This is a genomic window from Chryseobacterium sp. FH2 (assembly GCF_001045455.1).
Classification (GTDB): Bacteria; Bacteroidota; Bacteroidia; order Flavobacteriales; family Weeksellaceae; genus Chryseobacterium.
Genome location: NZ_LFNE01000012.1, coordinates 62,222 through 87,490, shown reverse-complemented (window position 1 = coordinate 87,490; position 25,269 = coordinate 62,222). Strand labels below are relative to the sequence as shown.

Here is a 25,269-nt window from a genome sequence, read left to right as displayed (position 1 = left end):
TCACCGTACTTGGACCTGTTGATTATTTTTTCTTTAATTTATTTAAAAACAATTTACAAAAAAGCGCTCAAATATTTCCTACTTCGCTCCAGGGCACAAATATTATTTTTTTGAACTTATAATGTCTTGCAAACTTATAAGTTTTTAAATTATGATTTTAACATCTATTTATTTAAACTTGTCCTATATCAGTTATTGACAGACCAAGCTAGTTTATATGGTAATTATTAACAATTTTGACGAATATAAAGCCTATGAGGGAAAACTGATAGGGGTTTCCAAATGGCATATGATTAACCAGCAGCAGATCGATCGCTTTGCCAAGGCAACACATGACCATCAATGGATTCATGTTGACAGGAAAAAAGCCGAAGAGAAAGGTCCCTTTACTTCTACTATTGTACATGGGTACCTGACCTTATCCCTGATTTCATACTTATGGAAACAGATTGCAGATGTAAGAAACGTTACAATGGAAATCAATTACGGAATAGAAAATTTTAAATTTGGACAAGCTGTTCCCGTAGATAATGAGGTACAATTGCAGGCGACTGCAAAATCCATCTGCAACCTTCGCGGCACAGTAAAAGTCAATATTGGGGCAAAACTTATCATCAAGAATCAAGTAAAACCAGCTTATATCGGTAATGTAGTATTTCTATATCACTTCAATAGATAAGCTCCGTCTATTTACCTGTTTTCAGCATTTGCGCCATCCACGGGTTGGACTGGAATCCCTTTCACTGGCGACAAGGATTCCAGTCCAACCCTACCCTTTGTTATCCTTTTTTGAAATTATACACCAAAATATTTTTCTTTTAGTACCTGTTTAATGTACTGGTTTGATTTTCGTATTAAGCCAGGTAATAGTCTCGTCTTCCTCCGCAGTCATAAACAGGGCATAGCTGATATCAATTGAACAAAAGTTCGATATTTTTTAATGTATCTTACTCTTGATTTTATTACGCGTAAATTCGAAAAAAGCATCTAAATTGGAATTATGTTAAATCTTGTGCAAGTTTCATAGAGTTTTTCAGCCCTTAATCAATCTTACAATCTCATTAATCGCCTTTCTGGATTCTGGAAAACCAAGGATCATAAAAACGTGTGGCATTTCCCCATATTCATAATAGTTGATATCCACGCCTTGTGATTCGCATAAGGATCTGAATTTCCTGGTATCTGCCACAAAAATATCATGCGTGCCGATGAAAACGCTGATCTTTCCCAACCCTTTAAGCGTACCATGGACCGGGCTTAGCAAGTAATTGCTGACATCCGTATCACAGGCGTAAGCTTTTCCTGCCATTTGCAATCCATCTATTCCCAAAAATGCATCTTCCGGATCAATGGCTTTCATATCGGGATTGGACGTGCTGGCATCAAGCCAGGGAGAAAGCAAAATAGTCTGTGCTGGCGGTTCGATACCTTCGTTTTTCATTTTTTGTGACAATGCCAATGAAAAACCTCCACCTGCCGAATCGCCCATCACAACTAGATTCCTGGCGCCATGCTCAGCGAGTAATCTCTTATACAGCGGTTCGATCATTTGAAATGAATCCTTATAGGTAAATGTTGGCGCTAATGGATAATCGGGAAAAATAACGGTGCACTTGCTCTTGATAATAAGGTCACGAACAAATTGCCAATGCTGCAATGCCGCTGGATGGATATATCCGCCACCATGCAAAAATAGAACAACGGTATCGCTTATATCTTTCTTTGGCGACAAAGTATATACCTTCCGTCCGTTCATTCGTTCGGTTTCAACTTGCAGTCTATAACGTAACCATTTAGGCGGTTCGGGTCTGTAACTTTTCAGGTCGATCTGACCGGAAAGCATTTCTCTCTCCCAACTTCCTTTCGTATTCGCCAAACGAAGGAGTATTTGAAAAATTTTGCTTTTGATGCTTACCATAATTTGAACTGTTTATTTTGGGAATTTTAAACCATTAAGGTTAAGCTTTAACACCAGGAACTTCTTAATAGTTCTATCAAAATTAACTCAACAACCTCTTAATCCATTTAAACTTGAAAGGCGTATGCGGATAGTATTTCAAAGGGAATTCAATCCAAGTCGGTTTGTCCAGAATGCATTTGTAATGCGTGAACGCCTTAAATCCGGCTTCGCTATGGTACGAACCTATGCCACTATCACCCACACCGCCAAACGGAAGGTTTGGATTGGAAATATGCATAATCCCGTCGTTTACGGCACCGCCACCAAAGGAAATCTCACTTAATACCCTATTTTTGATAGCTTTATCTTCGGTGAAGACATAACAAGAAAGCGGACGTGGCCTATCTTTCACCCAGCCAATAGCCTCGGAAAGATTGTCGTATTCGATAACGGGAAGTATCGGGCCGAAGATTTCTTCCTGCATGACCTTATCATTGAAATCCACATCGGTCATCACTGTTGGCTCAATATAACGGTTTTCCCGATTCACTTTTCCACCGTGATACACTTTTGCAGGATCAATCAACTCTGCCACACGTTCCATGTTTTTGTCGTTGATGATCTGTGTGTACGTTCCTGCCTCAAAACTGAATTCATTAGCATTGATTTCCGCAATCAGCGCGTCCAGAAACTGTTGCTTGACCGAGCGATGTACCAGGATATAATCCGGGGCAATACAAGTTTGTCCGGCATTCAGAAACTTTGCCCAGACCAATCGCTTGACTGCCATTTTCATATTGACTTTCTCCGTAATGAATGCCGGACTTTTGCCACCCAGTTCCAACGTAACCGGAGTAAGGTGTTTGGCCGCTGCCTGATAGACAATTTTTCCGATCGGAACACTGCCCGTAAAGAAAATCTTGTCGAATTTCTGCTCCAGCAAGGCTGTTGTTTCGGACACACCACCTTCAACCACCGCAATGTACTTCGGATCGAAATTTTCATTGATGATCTTTGCCATAATGCGGCTGGTGTTGGACGGAAGTTCGCTTGGTTTCAGCACGACCGTGCATCCTGCCGCAATAGCGGGGATCATCGGTGCGAACGACAGTTGGTAAGGATAGTTCCACGCACCAATAATCAGTGATACACCCAAAGGCTCCGGAATGATGTAACTCTTTGCCGGAAAGTTGACCATATTGGTGCTTACCCTTCTAACTTTTGCCCAACGTTTTATTTTACGGATCGCCTCATCAATATCGCTGTACAATAGTGCAATCTCATTGGTATAAGCATCAAATTCGGATTTTTTAAAATCCAGGTAGATGCCCTCGATCATTTCCTGTTCGTGAGCTTTCAACAGGCTTTTCAGCTTTTTGAGCTGTTGTACCCTGAAATCGATGGGCTTGGTCGCTTCATTCGAAAAATAAGCTCTTTGGTCGGTTACTATTTTTTCAATATTTTCCATGATTTTCTTTTTTTTAATGTCTGCTCAAATATTTTTCAATCATTCGTTTATTTTTTTACCATTAAGGAATTTAGATTCATTAAGGAAGCCTTAATATCCTTAACTTCTTAATGTTACTACTACAAAGTTATGTAAACCAATAGCTTATAACGCTTTCAATTGGAGCTTAATACTGTTCAAAAGGTCACTTTCATAATTATTTTTTACTTATTGACGATTATATTGGTCTATTGCAAATTATGATCAGCCGCTGATACGGTTATATAAGATCTCCAGATCTTCCCTGAAAAATATCCGTGGAACCGGGTAAAACGGATTGCCCTCATCCAATGCTCTGTCGACCATTTTCGGGATGTCACTTTTTTTGATGCAACTGATCTTGTCAGGGATGTCCATCTTTTGATTAAATTCTCTTATATAAGCGATGAATTTAGATGCTTTTTCTGCATCATCCTTCCCGGTAATTCCGATGTGGTCTGCGAGTTCTGCCAGCTTTTTGTGTGCCGGAGCACCATAGTATTCGAGGACATACGGCATGACCACTGCATTCGCCAGTCCGTGCGGTACGCCGTAAAACCCGCCCAACGTGTGCGCAATAGCATGCACATAACCCAGGTAAGCTCGTGTAAAGGCAAAACCTGCCAGGAAGGAAGCCTTTAACATATTTTCTCTTGCTTCGATATTGGTCGGATTGATATAGGCTTCGTACAGGTTGGCGTGTATCAGCGAGAGTGCCTTCAAACCGGCTTCTCTGGTTTTTTTTGTACTGCTTTGTCCGATATAAGATTCTACAACGTGGGTAAGGGCATCAATTCCTGTGACCGAGGTCACGTGTTTAGGCAAACCTACCGTAAGCTCGGGATCCAAAACCGCATAACTCGGGATAAGTGCCGTATCGTTGATGGCATATTTCTCGTGGGTACGGCTGTCGGAAACCACGGCGGCCACAGTCGTTTCGCTTCCGGTTCCGGCAGTGGTGGGAATGGCAAAAAGTGTCGGTGTTTTGAACAACACCTTCATAAGCCCTTTCATCTTCGGGATCGGTTTGTTCGGGCGGGCAACCTTGGCTCCTACAACCTTGGCACAGTCCATCGGCGAACCGCCACCGAAAGCGACGATGGCCTCGCAATTACCACTGTGATAAAGTTTTAGCGCATCTTCTATATTGTCTATGGTGGGGTTCGGTACCGTGCCGTCATAGATGGTGTAAGTCACTCCCTTCGCCTGAAGCCCTTCCAATAAGGGGTCTACCATTCCCAACTGCATGAGCCCTTTGTCAGTCACGATAAGAACTCTTTTTATAGACAGATCTGCTATGATTTTTGGAAGTTGAGACAAACTTCCGGGACCTTGAACAAGTGTTGGCTTTCTCCAAGGCAACAGAGGAGCACCCAATCTTAATATCGATTGGTAGGTCCTATAATACAGTTTATAAAGTGATTTTTTCATAATGATATTTTTGAGATTTTTTTGTTTTTGTGGACAATCCCTGTTTAACGATACAAAATTCTAAAAAACAAACAGTTATAGCATTATCAATTAGAGCGTATTAATGTTCAGAAAGTCGTTTTTATTAAACAACATATTTTTGCAATCAACAAAATACTCAAGGGCATTAAACTTTACTGAAGCTCTTAATACACAATATCTTGCTATCATGAATTACGCAGTTTGATGCTCCACGTAAATTCAAAACGGGCCACCTCGTCTCCTGCTTCATCCGTTCCTATGCTGGTAAGCGGTACAAGAATTCCCTGTTTGGTTTCTACAGCCTGCGGATTGCTTCATCTATTTGTTCTCCCTGATTGCAGGTAAACACGATCTTTCCCATTGCTTTTTTCGTAAATGTGGCTTCGTTTTTTATTACCAATGTGGCAATATTTTTTCCGGACTGTTCTATTTTGGAAAGCAACATCATACCGCCTGCAAATTCGGCAGCCATACCTTCTACTGCCCAGAACATACTTTTAAAAGGGTTCTGGTTCAGGAAATCTAGTTCCACTGAAGTTTGCATCTCATTATCGCTGAAGCTTTCAAGTCTTACACCGGCAATCCAGGCAATAGGAATTTGGGTGGTGAGTAGTTGTTTAAAGGTTTCCTGGTTCATAAAATAATATTTATTTGATTTTTGAAATTTGACAATTTTATTTGATTTTAACAGTAAGATAAGACAAGAAAACGACCTTAATTCCCTTAACTTCTTAATGGTTTAACTTTTTATTTATTTTTCTTAACCATTAAGGGATTAAGGTCCATTAAGAAAAAGACCTTAATTTCCTTAACTTCTTAATGGTTTAATGCTTATGTTGGTATTTCTTATAAAAACCATTAAGGCATTAAGATTCATTAAGTATTCTTGTCATTAATCTATTAATGCTTAAAGTGTCCTGCTATTTTCATGTTTTTATCCAATGCTGAACGGTATTCTGTCTTCAATTGCTTTACCAAATCCGCAACTGTCGGTACCGTGTGAATACCGGCACTTCCCTGCCCTGCAGACCAGATATCTTTCCAGGCTTTTGCGTGCTCATTATTCAGTTGAGAAAAATCTTCCTGTACTTTGGCATCGGTATTGACGTGATGTTCTTCGATACTCTTTTTCAGAAAATTGGCATTTACACCCGAAATACTGTCGGTATAGATAATATCATCGATATCCGAATCAACGACCATCTGCTTGTATTCTTGCTGTGCAAGAGATTCGGCGGTAGCGATAAAACGGGTTCCCATATAGGCAAAATCGGCTCCGATGGTTTGTGCGGCGAGTACATCACTACCTGTATTCAGGCTTCCTGCCAGCAATAGTACTCCGCTGTAAAAACTTTTGATTTCGGCAACCAATGCAAACGGACTGGCAGTTCCGGCGTGCCCGCCTGCACCTGCGGAAACACAGATAAGACCGTCCACACCGGCTTCGGCAGCTTTTTCGGCGTGGCGTTTTTTGATGATGTCGTGAAAGACAAGTCCGCCATAACTGTGAACGGAATCTACCACTTCCTTTACTGCACCTAATGAGGTGATGATAATCGGAACTTTGTATTTTTTACACAATTCCAGATCGGGAAGGATACGTGGATTGGTCTTATTGACAATAATGTTTACTCCGAATGGTGCGGGTTTAATTCCTGTTTGCTGTTCAAACTTTTCCAGCTCGGAAGTGATTTCTTTGAGCATTGCTTCAAACTGTTCGCTTGTTCTGCCATTAAGTGCAGGGAAGGTACCCGCAACTCCGTTTTTGCAGCATTCGATAACGAGTTTTGTCCCGGAAACCAAAAACATTGGCGAGGCGATAACAGGAATACTCAATCTTGATTTTAATTCTTCTACGGTCATTATTATGTAATAATTTGGATGATTTTACTGTCAGGTTTATGAATCTAAAAGAAATAGATGTTCAGTTTCAAAAATAAAAAAATAAATCATTGCACTACTTTCAGTTACAACGTTTACTATCCACTGCTTCGTTTTTATTTATATCAATCGTTCAACTTCTTTTCTATACCGTGTAGGACTTATTTTTAGATGTTTCTTAAAGAAATGGGAAAATGAATACTGGTCACTGAAACGCAGGTTGTGGGCTATTTCGGCAAGACTAAGTGAAAAATCCGCCAGTTGTGCTTTGGCTTCATTGATTAAAAATTCATTGATGATAATAAGGGGCGTTTTCCCCGTTTCACGTTTTACTACAGTACCTAAATGCCTTTCAGAAATGAGCAGCTTATCCGCATAGAAGGAAACGTGTTTGTTCATCAGATAATAATCCGAAACCAAGGAGGTAAAATCGTACACGATCTTTTCGGTACGTGTCATTTTATCACGCAGTTCCTGATTATCGCGATCTACAATCTCCATAAGACGATAAGCAAGCCCGGTGAAATAGCTTTCCACAATTTCCGTAGTATAATCAACCTCTTGCCGGTGTGAGAGATAATATCCGATAACGTCAAGGTTTTTCCACAACACATCCGATTCACCGTTTGTAATGGGAAAATTATAAAGATGTTGCTTGTCCAGATTGCGGTACACTTTCTGTTTGTTTATATGGGGAATGATCCGATCCGGAAATTCCTGCGGATAAGTCAAGATAACCAATTCAATATCCTCGCTTATGGATGCTATTTCGTACACATATTTTTTGTTGATGAACGAAAACGATTCTCCGGTAATGGTGATAGGCGTAATCTGTTCCTTAATCTGCAATTCACCTTGTTTCACAAACAGTACAGCCGAATTTTTCGGACGGAACGGATGCCCGGTATCGACTACTTCGGACATCTCTTTTTCGGAAAACAGCCTGATGTTTTCAGTGAATTTTAAATCATTATTTATTTTTCTTAACACGTCTTTTGTATTTAAACTTATCTGTTGAACCATTAAGGCAGTAAGAAAATTAAGGCTTAATGAATCTTAACTTCTTAATGGTTTTAATTATCACTTATCTTCCTGTTACTTTCAGGTAATCCGCTATTTTCACTTTGTAAGTACTTTTTGCTTCGGTGAGTTTATCCTCGGTTTCTGTTTTCAAAGCCTGTGCTTCCAGCAAGTCCGATAACTGAATCAAGCCGTTGTTATAGCTGTTCTGATTCACTTTGAGGTTTTCTTCAGTCTGTGCCAAAGTTTCTTCCAAAAGCTGAATTTTGTCGTGTGCTTCATTGAGGTCTGTCCAGGCTTTTTCCATCTGAAGTTTGAGCAATCCTTCGTTTTCCTTTTGGGTATTTTTCGCCATATCTTCCCTGAATTTCAGTTCATTCAGCTTGTGTTTTCCACCCCACCAATCCGATATTGGGATGGAAACAGTCGCATAGACCATCCCGTTAAAAGCACCTTTGTTTCCACTCTCAAACTGGTCGAGGTAATAACCATTGACGCCAACCCCAACGGTAGGCATATAGTCGCTTTTTTTCATTTTGGTTTCCAGTTCGGATGCCTGCACCATTTTTTCCAATAGTTGGTATTCCTGTCTTACTTTTAGGGCTTCATCGTTGGGAACGTAATACGATTCAGGAGTTTGCAATAAACTCAGATCGCCCTGCACATTCATTCCGGATTGATAATCCAGTCCGATAGTCTGGCAAAGCTGCATCAGCGAAAGTTTCTTGCCGTTTTCCAATTGTATTTTACTGACTTTCAGTTCGCTTTGTTTTATCTCTACTTTCAACAGATCGTTTTTGACAATCAAACCGTTTTTGTAGGCATTATTGACCTGTTTGTGCAGTTTGTCCAGAAAATCACTGTATGCCTGCAAGGTTTTTTCTTTTTCCTGCAAGACGACTACCTGCCAGTACTGTTCTTCGGCTTTCATCAATATTTCCTTGTCCGATAATTGCTGTTGGCTCTCTTTAACGGATGTATTCAAGGCTGCTAATTGATTCCCTGTTTTGATTTTCCCACCGGTATAGATCGGCTGCAGCGCATTCACATACCCAAGTCCCATTTGGTTGAAAAGCCCCATATTCACGCCGGGCATATAGGCAAACTGGGTTGGATTGGCAAGGTTAGCGGGATTTCCGTCGTAAACCGGTAAATTTCCTCCTGCCATATTGATTTCCAATAATGGATCAATTGCCTGCATACCCAAAGCTCCGGCACTTACTTTCGGAAAGTAATTGGTGTACGCTTCCTTTTGGATTTCCTTCGCAGCCTGAATTTCCAATCGGCTGTTTTTTACGTTGTTATTATTTTCCAATGCCTGCTGTTTGCATTGTTCCAAGGTTAGTGTTTGTCCGTAAGACACGGATGTCAGGAGCATCAAAGCAATGGTGTATATGTGATTTATTTTCATTTTTTTTAATTTTATATTGAACCATTAAGGAGTTAAGATTCATTAAGGCTTAATTCTATTCATCCATTAATGGTTATTGATTTTTTGAATTAATTTCTTCCGACTAATTTTACATCGAACCATTAAGGAGCTAAGATTCATTAAGGCTTAATTCTGTTCATCCATTAATGGTTATTGATTTTTTGAATTATTTCTTCTGACTAATTTTATATTGAACCATTAAGGAGTTAAGGTTCATTAAGGCTTAATTTTCTTAATTCCTTAATGGTTATTTATCAATGATTAATGTTTCATTTTAAACTTCTACAGCTACAACTTCTGTTTGCTTATCCTCATTTTTGTAAGCCAACCAATAAATCAGTGGCAGCATCGTGAGGATAAAGAACATCGAGATCAGCGTACCGAAACAGATAACCGTTCCCATCGGTGCCCAAAGCGGACTTTTGCTGATAATCATCGGGATTACACCCATCGAAGCGGCCAGTGAAGTCAGCAATATCGGACGCATTCTGCGTTCTCCTGCGTGCAGACAGGCTTCCAGTACGGGCATATTTTCCTTATGCCGGAGTTCTTCGATGTAATCATACATGATGATTCCGTTTCGGACGATGATCCCGATCAGGCTGACCAACCCGAGTACTGAAGTCAGACTAAACTCCATATCCATCAGTAACAATCCTGCTGCTGCCCCGAAGAAGCTGAACAAGGTCGAAGCAAAAACCAGCGACGCCAGCTTGATCTTGCGGAAGTGGAAAACCAGGATAAAATAGATGATCGCTACGGAAATCAACAATCCCGAAATAATGGTAGGCAAGGTTTCGGCATTACTTTCCTGCAACCCGCCATAGGTTACAGTAATATTTTTTGCGGATAGTTCATCCGAATATTTCTGTACGATTTCTTCTACGGCTTTTTGTGTCGGTTCCGGGCGGTTTCCTCTTTTGAGATCGGCATAAACCGAAAGCGTACGCACACCGTTTCTGCGGACAATCTGTCCTTCGTTCCAACCTGTATTCACTTCGGCTACCTGACGCAAAGGAACAGCGGGCGAAAATAACCCTGAAATGTATTCGTTCTCCACGTCGGAAAGTTGCGGGTCCCTGGTTTCCCATTTGGATTTGAGCACTACGGGAATATTATAATCATTCTCCCATATCGTTGTGATCGGCAAACCTCCAAACCGGGAAGCCAGTCCGACACCCAGCACACCTTCGTTGATACCCAATCTGTTGGATTCTACCGGATCTACCGCAACACGGATATCCGGTAATATTTCTTCGTAGTTGGTGTACACACGGATAGGTTCATCCAGTTGTTTGATGTCCGATTGTAATTTACCTGCAATCTCTTTCAAGTCTGCAATGTTGTCTCCGGTCAGACGAACTTCCACATCGGCATCTACGCCTGCCTGATAGTCCATTTGCCTGAATTTGACAAAAGCATCGGGATAGTGATTCGCATATTTCGTACTGTATTCATCCAGAATCTCAATCGTTGCTTTGGCAGAAGTCGTATTGACAATGAACTGGGCGAAATTAGAACCACCGATTTTCGGGGCATAGGTGGTATGGAATCTCGGAGATCCCGTTCCCATAAACGTCGTGATGGAGGTTACCCTTTCGTCTTTTTTCAATACGGCTACCAAATCTTTGGCTACGTTTTCGGTCTGTGCCAATGAACTGGCCTGCGGCAGGAATATTTCTACGGCAAACTGATTACGTTCGGCAGTCGGCATCAGCTTGATCGGGATTTGAAGGAACATCCATATTCCGGCAACCACCGTTAGTATTCCGAATGCGAAAAATGATTTCGGATAACGCATCACCGTATGAAGTAGTTTATCATAGGCCGATTGTATTTTGTCCATTACGGATGGCTTTTTATCCTTTTTCTCTTCGTTGGGATTGTGCAACCCTTTGGTTACAAATACATATTGCAGATAAGGTACGAACAGTACCGCTACGGCTAAGGAAATCGACAGCGTAATCAAAATTGTCCAGGGAAAAGCTTTCACGAAATCGTATAACTGTCCGTTGAAAGTCAGCAAAAACGGAAAGAACGTAATTCCGATTGCCAGCGTTGCCGAAAAAATCGCCTTGAAATATTCCTTCGCACTTTCTATGGAAGCCTGTTTACGGGGAATTCCTTCATCCAATTTTTCGAGATAGCTGTCGACGATAACGATGGAATTGTCCACGATCATCCCGAGAACGACAACCAAAGCGGCCAAAGTAACCGTATTGAGTTCAATGCCAAAAGCGAACATCAAACCAATCGAAATAAAAATAGTGATCGGAATGGTCGATGCCGCCACGCCCGCCACACGCAAGGGAAGGAGGCATACCGTTACCAGTACCACCGCTGCAATGGCGATCAACAACTCTTTCAAAAAGGTCGTAATCGAAGCATCTACTACTAACGGCTGGTCGGCGATACGATAGATTTTCACATCATCAGGCAACGTTTTTTCAAATTTTTCCAATACTTTCTCGACATCTTTTCCGTACTGCACGATGTTGTAGCCGCTACGCATTTCCGTAGATAGTATAAGGGCTTTTTTATCGTTGCTCAATGTATAGCTGCTTGCTTTCGGGTATTCACGTACCACTTCAGCTACATCTTTCAGACGAATGTAATTCCCTTGCAGATCGGAATAAACGATTTGTTCTTCCAGGTCGGTTTCCGAAGCGAAAGGACGGGTAATATGTATCGGAACCACGAGTTCATCGTTGTCGATCTGTCCGGAGGGAGCAATCATTCCTTTTGTCAGCAAAGTCTGGTACAAACTATACAGATTGATGCCGTAGCTTGCTACTTTTTCTTTATCAACATAGATACTCAACTGTTCTTTTTGTTCACCGTATCTTCTTAAATTAGATACTGATTCTATGCCACGCAACTGTCCTTCCAGCTGTTCCATATAATCACCCATCTGCCTGTAGGTTTTGGTATCGGATTCCAAAGCAATCAGCAAAGCCGATGTATCTCCGAAATCGTCATTGGCAATCAATGCCAATACACCTGACGGCAGCTGCATTTTGAAAGTGCTGAGCCCGTGTTTGATTTTGGACCACACTTCATCCTTGTTATTCACTTCATCGTTCAATTCCACAAACACATAGACAATACCATCCCTTGATTGGGAATAAGTCTTGGCTTTTTTGACCTCTTTATACGTAAAAAGGAAGTTTTCCAATGGTTTTGCCAATTGCTCTTCTACTTCGGCAGAGGTAGCACCAGGATAAACCCCGACCACCACACCCTGACGGATTGTAAAAGCAGGGAATTCCTGTTTTGGCATCTGGTAGAGTGCATAAGCACCGAACAATACCAAAGTCGAAATCAACAGCAGTACAATCTTATTGTACTTCATAGCCAATGCTATAAGCCCGGTTTGTTCTTTTTTCTTTTCCATATCCAACATTATTTAGTGGCAGTTTTTGCCGTTAGCAATACACCTTCGCTGATATTCTGATAACCGTCGGTGATCAGTTCGTCCCCTTCGTTAAGTCCGTTTTCTACTACGACACCATTTCCTTGCAATTTGCCAATCGTTATTTCTTTATAAATCGCTTTGTTGTCTTTGCCTTTGAGCCATACGAAACGCTTTCCGGAATAATCAACCTGTACAGCTTTTAGCGGAACAACGATTTTACCCTGTGCATTTTCGGAAACATCATCATCCAGATAGGCTTTGCAAACCATTCCCGGTCTTAATTGTCCTGCACTGTTGTTGACTTTCACCTTGATGTCATAGGTGTGCGATATCGGATTTGCGGAAACGCCTTTTTCTACGACAATCCCGTTAAATGACTGATTGCCGAGTGCAGAAACTTTCAGTTTGCACGGACTGCCCACACGAATGGAAGAAATATCATTTTCGGGCACGGCAACTTTTATTTTTACAGAACCGATGTCCATTAGCTGGTACACAGGTGTTCCCGGCATTGCACTCGCTCCCGGCTCTACATACCTTACACTGACAACACCCGACTGAGGTGCGTATAAATTACCGTCTTTCAGGTTTTTACGGGCAATCGCTTCGGTGGCTTTTGCCTGTTCCAGTTTTGTACGGTAGTCGATGTACTGGATTTCCGGTAAACTTTTGCTTTCGTACATCGCGGTCATCCGTTTGTAAGCATCTTCCGCCTGTTTCAACGTAGCGACAGCCAAATCGTGCGTGCTTTTCAGCGAAGCCATATTGAGACTTGCCAAAAGCTGGCCTTTGGAGACTCTTTGTCCTTCTGCCGCATACATCCGTTCGATGGTTCCCATAGTCAGGAAGCTCACATCTACGGTATTTTCACTTTCTATGGTACCGATATACTCTTGACTGTAAGTACCGTTATCATAACTGAGTTTCTGAACCTCTACGGCAACGGATTTTGCTTCGGGTTCTTTCTGTTTTTCTTTACAGGAAGTAAAAGAACCTGCTGCCACGATCAGGCAGAAAAAACAGAGAATGTTTGATTTTAGTTGTTCCATAACTTTTAGTCGTTTTAATTATGATGCAAATGTCTATAAATCAGTTTCCCCTAATGTTATCAATAAGCAGGGGTTAATGTTCAAAAAGTCGTTTTTTATTATATTTGTATAATAATAGAAATAAATCAATGCGTGAAAAGAACAATTTTGGACGAGTTTCCATAGAGAATATGTCCAGGCAGAAGAATGTGATCATCCAGACTTCGGATCTGGTCATTTCCAGAGAACCGATTTTTATTCGTGATCTTTCTTATGATTTCAGTTATCCGCAGATGATTGAAAATATCGGTTTCACGTTATGCACAAAAGGAACTGCGAGGTTGAATGTCAATCTTGCAGAATATGAGGTCTGTGAAAAAACGATCGGTATTTTTACTCCGAATTCCGTCATCCAGATATTGGAGCAAAGTGAAGATCTTCAGGTAGAGCTTTTGTATTTCTCTTTCGATTTTATTTCAGATATTGATGTGGTTTCTGAGCTCGCTACCATTGTTCAGGAAGTGGAAAAACGGACTTGTATCCTGCTCGATGATGAAAGGTTTTCTGAATTATTGGTACTTCATAACCTGATTGTGAAGGAATATGAAAAACCGGCGATATACAGAACCGAAATCGTAAAAAGTTTACTTCACACCATTATTTATCAGGTATTAAGGTGTTATTCGGAGGAACAGGAGCAGCACAAAGAACAGAATTATTCCCGCCACGAAGCTATTTACAGAAAATTTATGTCTTTGCTTTTTCAGTACTATAAAAGCGAACGTAATGTGCGGTTTTATGCCGATCAGGTTTATCTCAGTCCTAAATATTTTTCAAAGATCATCAGGGAAATCAGCGGAAAAACCGCAGGAGAATGGATCGATGAAATGGTGCTGACGGGAGCAAAAGCCCTGCTGAAAAGCTCTGACCTTTCCGTAGCCCAAATCTCTGATGAGATGAATTTTGCTTCACCGTCTTTTTTTGGGACTTATTTTAAGAAGCTGGCAGGAATGACACCTGTGGAGTATAAAAAAATGTGATTTTTAAGATAATTTTATATAATTGATGTGAAGAGTATTTATGTTTAATTTCTGTATATTTGCTATCAGCTAACGCAAATTCACCGTTTAACTTTTTACCGCCTGAATTTAATTTTTCCTGAATACAACTGATGCAATAATTTTTTTTCTTGTTAAGATTTACATTTTTTTTGAAGTAAAGTAAAATTATCAAAAACACTATAGGAGATTGCAATAACCTTGTTAAAGGTAGGATATTTTTTTATTTAACGCATCTAATTTTTCTGTGAAAGATCGTACGGCAGATTATTTAATAGTTGCATTTTTCCGGTTTCATTTTTGCCGATCACAGTAATGATTCTACCTTCAATTAATGGTGCCGTCTTATCTAACAAATTTCGCTCACTTCTCAAATCTGTACCTTGGTGTTGGGTTTAAAGATTTATTTTGCCATTGGTGCCAGTAAGGATAAATGGGCGAAACATCGCTTGCTTCATCCAGCTTTTTAATTTATTCCGTTGTCAAATTCCAGCCGACAGCACCCAGATTTTGTTTTAATTGATCTTCATTTCTCGCACCGATAATAATGCTTGAAATTATAGGACGCTGCAGCAACCAGTTCAGCGCTACCTGCGATACAGATTTACCTATTTCTTCGGCTATATCTTCCAAAACATCCGTGATCTTAAACAGACGTTCCTTCTCTGTAACTTCGATAGGAACAGGACTTCCGCCTGCCGCTACACGACCTGATGTCGGCAATTCCTTTTTCCTGCTGAACTTTCCGCCCAGCCTTCCTCCAGCCAATGGCGACCAGATAATAGATCCTACTTTCTGGTCCAAACCCAAAGGCATCAGCTCCCATTCGTATTCCCTGTTGAGCAACGAGTAATACACCTGATGAGCAACATACCTGTTCCATCCGTATCTCTCTGAAATCCCCAATGATTTCATCAGATGCCAACCGGAAAAATTGGAAGCAGCAATATAGCGCACTTTACCATTTTCAACCAGATCGTCCAGCGTTCTCAATGTTTCTTCTACAGGCGTATTGCCATCAAAACCGTGCATATGGTAAATATTTATATAATCTGTTCCAAGACGCCTCAGGCTGCCTTCGATCTGGTTTAAAATATGGTGGCGTGAAGATCCCTGGTTGTTCGGTCCGTCACCAAAAGTGAACGTCGTTTTAGTAGAAATAAGCAGTTCGCTGCGTTGCTTTCCTGCTATCGCTTTTCCCAAAACTTCTTCTGCAAGCCCGTCTGAATAAATGTCAGCTGTATCGAACAGATTGACCCCTGCTTCTAGGCAAATATCAATCAGCTTTTTTGCTTCATCCACTTGGGTAGATCCCCAGGCTTTAAAAAAATCATTGCCACCACCAAAAGTGGCCGTTCCAAAACTAAGCACGGGTACTTTCAGTCCCGATGCTCCTAAAAACCTGTATTCCATTATCTTAAATTTTAATTATTTGAATTCAATTAATCATTTAGCTTTCAGCTTGAAAACTAAAAATATAATAAGGCGGTTTTCTCAGATCTCTTCCTTTGTGCATAAACGGCATATTGGAGATCTGGGCTACCACCAGGTAAAACGTACCGTCAGGGGTGATGGAATACGCATCCTGCCACACTAGGCGAGAATCTTGGAGGAACCATTTGGTTGTGCCATCCGGACTTTCACAGCGAATACCACTTTTTTCTATTTCTGAAAGATGAAGATTGTCTTCACCGTCCATAATAATACCACCGACAGGATTGACCTTACGGTCTATTGCAATTCTTTTTTCCAGCTCTTCATCGCTGAGCTTTCTATCCAATAGGTCTTTCACCGTCACTTTGTAAAGATGAGGACCGAACGGCGACATAGAAAAAAGCATCTTGCCATCTGCTGAAAGTTCTATTTGGTCAACATTGATAAAAGGTGTCTTCCCATCCTTACCCTGCAAGGGGAAACCATCAATGACAAGTTGTACTTTCGGGTCGGCTTTTGTCAATGTTAATTTCGCCAGTAACCTGCGGATTTCTCTTGTCTTACGGTTCAGCAACAAGATTGCGCCCGTTCCGGATTCTGTAATGAAAACATCATCACCAAGGACACGGATATCGTTCAGGTGTCCACCACTTGGAGCATATTGGCCCCCGAATAAAAATACATTGACAACCTTATTGCTGTTCAGATTAATTTCAACCAATTTGGGTGCGCCGGTTACTCTATCTTTCCCCAATTCCTCACCTGCATCCGTTACCCAGAGATGATTGTCATTACGGTTGATGTAATGTGAATTAAGAGAAACAAAAGCTGTTTCGGTTTTTTTGTCTGGCTGCCATTCGTTCCATTCATTACTTGGAAAGGCAACCTCTTTTCCGTCTTTTAATTCGATAAGTGATGGATTGTTACCCTTCTCCCAACGCGGAAAATCAGCAAAAATCCTTTTATCATTGGAAACTGCTATGCCGTTCCAGTTGGGTTCCGAGGTAGTAGCTACCACATTTAGTTCAGGAGCCCGCTGCTGAGCAACTGCTATGGCTGAGGGACCGAAACACATCAATATTCCAATTATTGACCTCATCATTTTTTTATTTTCTATTAATTACTTACTTTTATCCGTACCACCAGATAAGGCGGCTTCCTTAAATCTTTTCCGTTGTTAAATCCCGGCAAACGGTTCCATTGCCCCAACGTCACATATATATAACCGTTGCGGTAAGCCAATCCGTCGGGCCATACAAAATTTTCTCTATCGTACACAATCAAATTATAAGAACCGTTGGCTGAACGCCGGATAATGGACTGTTGCTCAAACGCACCAAAAAAGATATTACCCTTCTCATCTTCGGCCAGTCCATCGCAAGCCGGATGCTGACCTTCATTTTTCACTGCTTCGGCTAACTTTTGGTTGGAGATCTTTGGGTCGCTCAGTAAATCCGTGGAAATGCTATACAAATTTCTGCCGGTAATGGTAGTCCAGAACAATGTTTTACTGTCAGGACTTAATGCAATACCATCTGCGCCGCCATTGGGAAATGTCTGGTTTTTGAAGTCATAAGCGTGTGGCTTGCCTTCTAGGAAGCCCATAAATTGAAGTTCGGGTGAAGTTGAATAATGATTGAGCAATACTTCCCGGCAGTTACCCGAAGCTATATCTATCACGACCAGCGAATAACGCTCTCCAAAACCTGAATTGGCTATATAAATACTTCCTTTTTCTCCGTGTGTCAAGTCCACACGCAGGTCATTGTAGTGCGCATCGTCAGATAGTATAGGTTTTGGAATAACCAGCGTGTGCAGTATTTTTTGCGAATGAATATCAATGCCGACCACTTTGGCGGCTCCTTCTGGGATTTCCTTTTGACCGGAGCGTTTGCCATCGTCCAATACCCAGAGCACATCGTTCTTATCCATATACATTCCGTGCGGTGAGACCAGCCATTCCGAATAAGGTTTTCTGGATGGATAAGTATATTCCTTGTTAGGAAAAGGAATGGGCTTACCATCTATCAGCTCTGCAAGTGCAAATTCGCTGTGATCATCTGCGTGGCGTGGAAAACCCAGAAATACCCGGTTGTCCGAACTTACCGCAATACCCGACATATCGGGATTTGGTGCTGATATCCTCGCTATTACTGTATAATCTTGCTGTGCCATTGCTAATGTAGCTTTTATGAGCAGTATAATGATGCCTACCGCCTTTATCAAATGTTTCATAATGCTTTATTTTTGTAACTAATCAACTCAAACCTATTGCCAAAAGGATCACGGAAAAAACACCTTTGCCTTCCTTCAATCTCAGATGAGTAGCTAATGGAAATCTGCTGTTGTTCCAGAAACTTTTTGGCTGCCGCAAAATCGTTCACCACAAAAGCAGGATGGCGGTCAGAATTTGTCTGGTGCGCGGTTTTTTCCCGAAGGTGCAATTGTATATTGCCTATTTCAAACCAAATCGCACCTTTAGGGTGGCTACCCTGTATTTCCTTTAACACCAGCACTTGTCCATAAAATATTCGGGCAGCTTCTATCGCTCCCGGAGGAATAGTAATCAAAATATGGTCTAAGTGTTTAAAATCAATCATAACAGTTCATTTAAAACAGTTTTACTCTTTCTCAAAATCATAAAAATTCAATCCTACCGCTTCATTTTTGACTTTTATGACTTTGCTGCTGATAGGATAAACAAAAAATTCTCCCGCACCTCGAATTTTTGCATCAAGCAAGTGCCCTGCCAATCCAGTGTAATCCTTTCTGCCCAAAGTAACATGAAGGTGCAGCATGGGCTTTCCTTCTACTTCAGAGATATTCCCGGAAAGATTGCTGATTTTCATCTGTTCGTTAAAAGTCTTATCCACATATTTTTTGGTAACAGGTTCAAAAATTCGTAGTGTGGCGCCGATACCGGCAATCTGACCTGCCCGAATTTTTTGCGATATCACGAAGTCAGTCAATGCATCCAAAACACTGCTTTTATCCGTAACACTTACAATATAAGTGCTTTCCACCTTGCGGGCAGACCAGTTATTTCCTTTTAAATTCTGTGCGTTCATATTCGTTGCTTTTAACAGGATGATGATGATTAATACTAATATTCTTTTCATAACAGATACTTTTTTTTCTGGCCTTTATCCTGCTGCGTTTTCCAACGGAGCTGTGTCGTCTTTTTTTTGCATGCTCTGACGGATAAGTAATCAGTCCAACAAATGTACCACAGGGAGTAACCGCATACATAAACTGATTTCCTTTTCCGCCTTCTCTTCCAAGCATTTCATTCGATACCTGAAGTAACCTTCCACCTGCTTTTTTAATCTTTTCTTTGGTAGTTTCTATATCCTCGGTATATACTGGAAAATGCTAAGCCTATGTCGGAAGAGATAACATCTTTTTTACGCGCTCCGGGCACTTTCATCTCAAACAGCTCGATGCAGGCGCCATCACCAATCCGCATCATCCGCATATGCATAATGCCAGAACCTTTTTTAAATCCCAGTTTTGCCTCGGCCTGAGCTCCGGTTGTCGGCGCATCCGGGGGTATGATATTTTCATAAATTGCCGTTGCACCTAAAGCTGCTTCCAAAAATTTGGCTGCTGCTTCAATATTCGCAACAGTAATGCCAATATCATCAATGGCACGTACTTCAGTTTTTTGGTAATTCATCATTATTTTATTTTGTTAACGGGAATTTTCAGCACCTGTTAAGGACCGTCGCGGAGATCCTTGCCTCCGTTTAATCCGGGTGCTCTGTGCCATTGCCCGATCGTTACATAAATAAATCCATTGTGGAAAGCCATTCCATCGGGCCAGATCAATCTGGGATCATACGCTGTAAGAACTACATTTCCACTTTTATCTTTTTGGATGATGCTATACCGGGAGGCATCGCCGAAATATAAGGTACCGTCCGCATCCACTGTAATACCTCCGTTAGAAACGGTTTGTCCTTCCCAATGGACAGCCTTTTTAATTTCTTCTTCCGGTATTGCAAAGTTGCTGGCCACAGCAGTCGGAATACTGTAATAATTGGGATAGTGGGTGTTGTCCAATACAAGGTTTTAAAGTCTGGGCTGAGCTCGATGCCATTTACGCCACCCTGGGGCATTGTAGGTTTTTCGTAATTCAATAGGTGCGGTTTCCCTTCCACAAAAGACATAAAGCCTTTTTGGGGTGACACTTCGGGCGCATTCCGGAACAATTCCCGCAATTTTCCGGTAGCAACGTCTGCTACTATAATAGACTGGTCTGGTTTGGCAAAACCATTGTTGGAAATATACACCGTACCCTCCTTGCCGTGCGTCGGATCAAAACGGAGATCGTTGAGTTGTATAGTTTCCCTGAAAAATGGTTTGGGAAAAGGAATATTTTTGATGATCTCTTTTGTATTGATATCTACGGCGACGATTTTAACGCTACCATCAGGGATACCGTTAATGCCCGCTCTTTTGCCCTGGTCTAATATCCAAAGGGTATTTTTATAAAGCGTAATGCCTAAAACGGAAACCAAATGTTCTGGCAAATCTATGTTTACATTTTCATTTACCTTTTCGTCGGGAAATGCCCTTGGATTACCATCCACAACCTCTACTACAGACGGATAAGAATGGTTCATTCCTCCACGCGGAAACGCAAGGAACATTCTCCCGGTTTCGCTTATGGCAATACCTGCCGGCTCTACGTATGCTAAACTCACTGCAACGCTGATGCCCTGGGGATATATTTCGGGCATTTGTGCCGAAGCATGAAATGTTCCTGCTACCATACTAATGAATATTACAGTTAATTTTATCATTTTTTCCAGATTTTGGTAAGCCCCTCGCACCCACCAAAGGATCGGTATCGGGTAACCTAATTTTTGCTATACGTTCATCTGCACCGGGCCTTTCCCTTTTTTCTCCTATCATTAGGTCGGGACTTAAATGAAACGGATAGGCTCCCAGAACCGTAAAGTCACTGCTATGCGTAATACATTTGTGTCCGACACCGGCAGGAATAACGATGATATCTCCGGCCTGCGCTTTCATTTTCTTTCCGCTTTCGCCGCCCAGCTGAACTAATGCCTCGCCACTGAAACAGCCCAAGACCTCGTGTGTGGTGCAGTGATAATGGTGAAAGGGATAAACACCGCACCGCCAGCTATTAGTCCAGCCGTTTTCAGCAAAACGTTGTTCCAGCCAATCCCCCCTTTCTGACCTCGCTGCGGAAAAACATTCTTATAGACAAGCAACGGGAATTGGCTATTAGGAATATTGCCATCATCCTTAAAATAATAAATTTGAGGTTCTGCTGCTGTCATAGCGGTTAATTGTCGGGGTAAAAAAATTCCTGCAACGACCAACGTGTTTTTTTTTATGAATAATCTTCTTTTCATAACCGTACATTTTATTTTCGTAGAAAAAGAAAACATGCTTTTCTGGTTTTCCCTCCTGCAGATCATACTGGATGTAACCCTCCTCTTTTAATCTAGGAGCTACCAGCGATTGCAGCAAAGCTTTTGTTTCTTCAATCTTTGATTGCTTGGCGTCATTTTTGCGATTACAGTCAACATCACTTTATATATTTATTTGATGGATATCTATTTAATCGGGCCTCTGCTCACTTCCTTACCGGCTTTATATACCGCATAGATTGATCGGGTCTGTTTAATATCGGATACAGGATTGCCATTCAGGATAAGCAGGTCGGCCGTTTTTCCTTTTTCAATGGTGCCGAATTCCTTATCTATCAGTAATACTCGGGCAGCATTCTTTGTGGCGACGGTTATCGCCTGCAGAGGGGTCAAGCCTGCCTGCACCATCAGCTCCAGTTCCAGGTGCTCGCTGAATCCCTGTGCACGAAGTGGCATAGCTCCGCTATCTGTACCCATAGCGATTAAGACACCGGCATCATACAGTTTCTTGAGATTTTTTAAAGCCGTTTCAAAAGCCTTGATGTTCGTTGCGTAGTTCGGTGCATTTTTTAAGTCGTTCTGGTATTTTTCGGAAGTGATCATTTCATATACGCCCGGTTGCAAAGAAGCTTTGAAAAATGGATCGTTGATCCATTCCGGTTTGCGGGCATAGATATAAGCAAATTCATCTAAAGAAAGGGTCGGAATATAAGTGACTCCTTTTGCCTTTATTTGCTGCACCAACGCGTCGTCTATTACATTGTCACGGATGCTGTGTCCGATTACGTCTACCCCATCGACAACCAGTTGTCGTGCATCGGAAAGGTAATACGCGTGTGCCGCTACACGTAGGTTTCGCTGATGTGCCTGAAGAATGATTTCCTTGTAAATTGCAGGATCCATTTTTTTATATTTTCCACCAAAATCATCTATCCAGATTTTCACAAAATCCGGTTTAAGCTTTGTAAGACTGTCCATTTGTGCCGCAACCTGTTCTGGTTTTTCGGGACGATAAACATAATCCATTGCAAATTCTATCGGAGGGGCACCCTTGGGAACACCAAAGCCGTAAGCAGCCGAATGTAGCCTTGCTCCCGGATAATTTCCGGCAACAGACCGGTCACGGATACCCTTTTCAAAAAGCAGAGGGCGATCACTTCCCATTACCATAATATTCAGCACTCCGTAATCCTGGTATTTGTTCAGTTGCGTCCTGATGTTTCCTTCGGTATAATATTCGGCTTTGTTTGCCGTCCCCTTTAAGCTGCCAATATGCACGTGATCACTAATCAATGCCGGCATAATTGTTTTACCGTTCAGGTCAAGGATTTTCATATTCGTGGTATCAAGGTTTTGCCCTATAACTGCAATGCTGTCGCCCTGCAATAATATATCGGTGTGTATTTGCGGTTTACCCCCGTTTCCGTCAATCAAAGTAACATCCTGAAGCAATAAACCATCAGCGGCTTTTTGCTTTTGACCATTATTACACGATATTGCCACCAGTGCAATACCGGTAACTAATGTGATTTGTATCATTTTTTTTAAATCCATAATCTGATATTTTTGGTGTTAAAAATTTATTTTCCTTCTTTCAGCGATAAAGGGAGTGGGACTTTGTGTAGCAGCTGTATAAAACCCACCAATGAAAAAATTAATAACTGCAGACAAACAGCGCTCCATTGTCCCCATTGCCAAAAGAACAAACCACTGTATGTACCCAGAGCACCACCCAAAAAATAAGAAGTCATATAGACAGTGTTGATGCGGCTGTACGCCGTTTCATCAAGCGTATAAATAACTGCTACATTAGTTACCTGTACTGCCTGTACACCCAGGTTGAGCAACAACACTGCTACCAGGGCTGCCCATAAAAGTCCAGGAAAGCCGTACGAAACAATGATCGCACATATGACCAGCATCACTGCCAAAAGACGGGAACGGTTGGCTCCTCCCCGATCAGCCAGTAGTCTAAACATAGGTGCCAGTAAAGCCGAAAAAATAGCTAGAACACCGAACAACCCGATCTGATCGGTACTATAACGGAAAGGTGTACCACTCAGGTAAAAGGTTAAAGTAGTCCAGAACGAACAAAAAACCCCAAACATCAAACCTCCCAATAAAGCCGTTCTGCGAAGTACAGAAAAACGTTTCAACTGTTGCAGAGTGGAGCGAAGTAAGTCAGGGTAGCTTCCTTTGAATACAGCAGGAATATCCGGCAAAGACTTATACAGCACAATGGAAGTAGCCAGTACCATAGGGGCTGCAATGCCGTATACATATCGCCAGCTAAGCCACTCCGCGATAAATCCGCTGAGGACCCTCGCGGCAAGTATTCCCGTCAAGATTCCCATAAAAATAATGTCTACGATTTTCCCTTTATTGTGTGGTGACAGATCGGCGGCCATGGGTAGGATTACCTGTGCAGCTACTGAAAATATGCCGACAAGTAGGCTCATCGCCATCGTTACGTGCAGGCTATCGGAAAACGTCATTCCCAGCAAAGCTAGAACCAGCAGCCATTGCAACAGCAATATCAGCTTACGACGGTTCATCTTATCCCCCAGCGGGGTAATGAAAAACAGCCCTAAACCATAACCCGCCTGCGCCAGTACTGCCATATTCCCGATCATCCGCTCGTTGGTATGGAAACTGTCCGCCATATCTTTTAGCAAAGGCTGGTTATAATAAATATTGGCTACACAGACCCCTGCCGTAACAGACATTAATATAGTTTGCCAAGCAGATATTTCGCTTTTTTCTCTTTCCATACTACAAATTTCCTTATTGTTTAGATTAAGGAACTGGTATATATAAAGGCTATTTTTGTACTTTTATCCTAAATAAAAGGTGTATGAAAAAATTACAGTTTGAACCCCTTATCATCCACGATTTTGAAGAACAAGCGTTCCATTTGCCTGTACACAGTCATACCTATTATGAATTGGTTTATATCCATAAAGGTAACGGCATTCATTTCTTAAACAACAGCCGGCTGCCTTATGAAAGCGGTGATCTATTCATCATTGGCCCAGCAGATGAGCATTATTTTGAAATAGCCAAAAGTACCCGTTTTACGTTTATAAAATTTATGGATGATTATTTCTCGGGATATAAGATGTATTATGAGGCTGATGCGTTCATTTCATTTACGCCAGAAAATATTATGCGGAATAAATTGCTGAAAGAGGAAAAGCTGAAAATGGATGAGCCCTGTATTTCCATTCTGAAAAATACTGTAGAGAACATTGTAGCTTATAATTGTAAAAAGGAAATTGCCCGTTCGCCACTGATGTTTTATCAGATACTTTCTATTTTGGGATTAATCAAAGAAGCAGCGGCCAAACTCAACATCAGGATTGACAACGGTCAGCCCGAGAAGGAGGAGCTGATATCATATATACATCAGCATATTTATGAACCTTCTTTGATACAGATCAAAAACATTGCTGCTAATTTTGCGATTTCCACTACCTATTTCAGTGATTATTTCAAGAAAGAATTTGGGATAAGCTACCGCAAATACACCAACGATTACAGGTTGCAAATCATTGAAAAACGCCTCTGTGTACCTACAATTACTTTACGCCAGATAGCAGATGAATTTGGATTTACGGACGAAAGCCACCTCAATAAATTTTTTAAGACACATAAAGGGGTTGGCCCCAAAGACTACCGCTTAAAGATAAAATAAACGGAATTGAAATTTCTTAACGATATCTTTATCAACAGAGAACAAAAAAAGATTCTAACGATCTCCA

23 protein-coding genes are annotated in these 25,269 nt (G+C 41.4%); 3 read left to right on the top strand and 20 right to left on the bottom strand.

Features of this window, described 5'->3' with window-relative positions:
* The first annotated feature begins 217 nt into the window (after positions 1-217).
* Positions 218-679: a MaoC family dehydratase gene (locus tag ACM39_RS16705; protein WP_048512185.1), complete on the top strand. Its 462-nt coding sequence runs from the start codon at positions 218-220 to the stop codon at positions 677-679.
* Between the two features lie 354 nt (positions 680-1,033).
* Here ACM39_RS16705 and ACM39_RS16700 read toward each other — a convergent pair whose 3' ends face one another.
* From ACM39_RS16700 to ACM39_RS16660, 9 genes are all read right to left on the bottom strand, one after another.
* The gene (locus ACM39_RS16700) at positions 1,034-1,918 is read right to left on the bottom strand and encodes an alpha/beta hydrolase fold domain-containing protein (RefSeq protein WP_048512184.1); all 885 of its coding nucleotides are present in this window, start codon (positions 1,916-1,918) and stop codon (positions 1,034-1,036) included.
* Between the two features lie 82 nt (positions 1,919-2,000).
* A complete protein-coding gene (locus ACM39_RS16695) occupies positions 2,001-3,368 on the bottom strand; it encodes an aldehyde dehydrogenase (RefSeq protein WP_048512183.1) in 1,368 nt (455 codons plus the stop codon).
* A 243-nt stretch (positions 3,369-3,611) separates the two neighbouring features.
* Positions 3,612-4,817: an iron-containing alcohol dehydrogenase gene (locus ACM39_RS16690; RefSeq protein WP_048512182.1), complete on the bottom strand. Its 1,206-nt coding sequence runs from the start codon at positions 4,815-4,817 to the stop codon at positions 3,612-3,614.
* 316 nt (positions 4,818-5,133) lie between these two features.
* Positions 5,134-5,475, bottom strand: a complete 342-nt coding sequence (locus ACM39_RS16685; protein ID WP_228377141.1) for a DUF4442 domain-containing protein — start codon at positions 5,473-5,475, stop codon at positions 5,134-5,136.
* A 263-nt stretch (positions 5,476-5,738) separates the two neighbouring features.
* Complete coding sequence (locus ACM39_RS16680; RefSeq protein ID WP_048512181.1) at positions 5,739-6,701, bottom strand: NAD(P)H-dependent flavin oxidoreductase; 963 nt, start codon at positions 6,699-6,701, stop codon at positions 5,739-5,741.
* 138 nt (positions 6,702-6,839) lie between these two features.
* Positions 6,840-7,742: a helix-turn-helix domain-containing protein gene (locus ACM39_RS16675; RefSeq protein WP_048512180.1), complete on the bottom strand. Its 903-nt coding sequence runs from the start codon at positions 7,740-7,742 to the stop codon at positions 6,840-6,842.
* A gap of 61 nt (positions 7,743-7,803) precedes the next feature.
* Positions 7,804-9,150, bottom strand: coding sequence for a TolC family protein (locus ACM39_RS16670; RefSeq protein ID WP_048512179.1), 1,347 nt, complete (start codon positions 9,148-9,150; stop codon positions 7,804-7,806).
* A 295-nt stretch (positions 9,151-9,445) separates the two neighbouring features.
* The gene (locus ACM39_RS16665; protein ID WP_048512208.1) at positions 9,446-12,565 is read right to left on the bottom strand and encodes an efflux RND transporter permease subunit; all 3,120 of its coding nucleotides are present in this window, start codon (positions 12,563-12,565) and stop codon (positions 9,446-9,448) included.
* An 8-nt stretch (positions 12,566-12,573) separates the two neighbouring features.
* Positions 12,574-13,635, bottom strand: coding sequence for an efflux RND transporter periplasmic adaptor subunit (locus ACM39_RS16660; RefSeq protein WP_048512178.1), 1,062 nt, complete (start codon positions 13,633-13,635; stop codon positions 12,574-12,576).
* A gap of 128 nt (positions 13,636-13,763) precedes the next feature.
* Here ACM39_RS16660 and ACM39_RS16655 point away from each other — a divergent pair, with 128 nt between their 5' ends.
* Complete coding sequence (locus tag ACM39_RS16655) at positions 13,764-14,654, top strand: helix-turn-helix domain-containing protein (protein ID WP_082140636.1); 891 nt, start codon at positions 13,764-13,766, stop codon at positions 14,652-14,654.
* Positions 14,655-15,143: 489 nt separating this feature from the next.
* On the opposite strand, the gene ACM39_RS16650 is transcribed toward ACM39_RS16655, so the two are convergent.
* The 11 genes from ACM39_RS16650 to ACM39_RS16600 form a co-directional block, all read right to left on the bottom strand.
* Positions 15,144-16,085 (bottom strand): aldo/keto reductase, encoded by a 942-nt coding sequence (locus ACM39_RS16650; protein ID WP_228377140.1) that lies wholly within the window; start codon positions 16,083-16,085, stop codon positions 15,144-15,146.
* Positions 16,086-16,122: 37 nt separating this feature from the next.
* Positions 16,123-17,208: an L-dopachrome tautomerase-related protein gene (locus ACM39_RS16645; RefSeq protein ID WP_082140635.1), complete on the bottom strand. Its 1,086-nt coding sequence runs from the start codon at positions 17,206-17,208 to the stop codon at positions 16,123-16,125.
* A gap of 14 nt (positions 17,209-17,222) precedes the next feature.
* Positions 17,223-18,341, bottom strand: coding sequence for a major royal jelly family protein (locus tag ACM39_RS16640; protein WP_228377139.1), 1,119 nt, complete (start codon positions 18,339-18,341; stop codon positions 17,223-17,225).
* Complete coding sequence (locus ACM39_RS16635) at positions 18,338-18,706, bottom strand: VOC family protein (RefSeq protein ID WP_048512174.1); 369 nt, start codon at positions 18,704-18,706, stop codon at positions 18,338-18,340. The genes ACM39_RS16640 and ACM39_RS16635 overlap by 4 nt, the downstream gene beginning before the upstream one ends.
* A 21-nt stretch (positions 18,707-18,727) precedes the next feature.
* The gene (locus ACM39_RS16630; RefSeq protein WP_228377138.1) at positions 18,728-19,225 is read right to left on the bottom strand and encodes a PPC domain-containing DNA-binding protein; all 498 of its coding nucleotides are present in this window, start codon (positions 19,223-19,225) and stop codon (positions 18,728-18,730) included.
* 203 nt (positions 19,226-19,428) lie between these two features.
* Positions 19,429-19,785: a hypothetical protein gene (locus ACM39_RS16620; protein WP_048512171.1), complete on the bottom strand. Its 357-nt coding sequence runs from the start codon at positions 19,783-19,785 to the stop codon at positions 19,429-19,431.
* Between the two features lie 172 nt (positions 19,786-19,957).
* On the bottom strand, positions 19,958-20,881 hold the full coding sequence (locus tag ACM39_RS16615; RefSeq protein ID WP_165585129.1) for an L-dopachrome tautomerase-related protein: 924 nt from the start codon (positions 20,879-20,881) through the stop codon (positions 19,958-19,960).
* A gap of 1 nt (position 20,882) precedes the next feature.
* Complete coding sequence (locus ACM39_RS19495; RefSeq protein WP_053073342.1) at positions 20,883-21,200, bottom strand: hypothetical protein; 318 nt, start codon at positions 21,198-21,200, stop codon at positions 20,883-20,885.
* Positions 21,173-21,490 carry a hypothetical protein gene (locus tag ACM39_RS19490; RefSeq protein ID WP_228377137.1) on the bottom strand — a complete coding sequence of 106 codons (318 nt, stop codon included), beginning with the start codon at positions 21,488-21,490 and terminating at the stop codon, positions 21,173-21,175. Before ACM39_RS19490 ends, ACM39_RS19495 begins: the two co-directional genes overlap by 28 nt.
* 204 nt (positions 21,491-21,694) lie before the next feature.
* Positions 21,695-23,062: an amidohydrolase family protein gene (locus ACM39_RS16605; protein WP_228377136.1), complete on the bottom strand. Its 1,368-nt coding sequence runs from the start codon at positions 23,060-23,062 to the stop codon at positions 21,695-21,697.
* Positions 23,063-23,088: 26 nt separating this feature from the next.
* A complete protein-coding gene (locus ACM39_RS16600; RefSeq protein WP_048512170.1) occupies positions 23,089-24,279 on the bottom strand; it encodes an MFS transporter in 1,191 nt (396 codons plus the stop codon).
* 83 nt (positions 24,280-24,362) lie between these two features.
* On the opposite strand from ACM39_RS16600, the gene ACM39_RS16595 reads away from it, so the two are divergent.
* On the top strand, positions 24,363-25,202 hold the full coding sequence (locus tag ACM39_RS16595; RefSeq protein WP_048512169.1) for an AraC family transcriptional regulator: 840 nt from the start codon (positions 24,363-24,365) through the stop codon (positions 25,200-25,202).
* Positions 25,203-25,269: the final 67 nt, after the last annotated feature.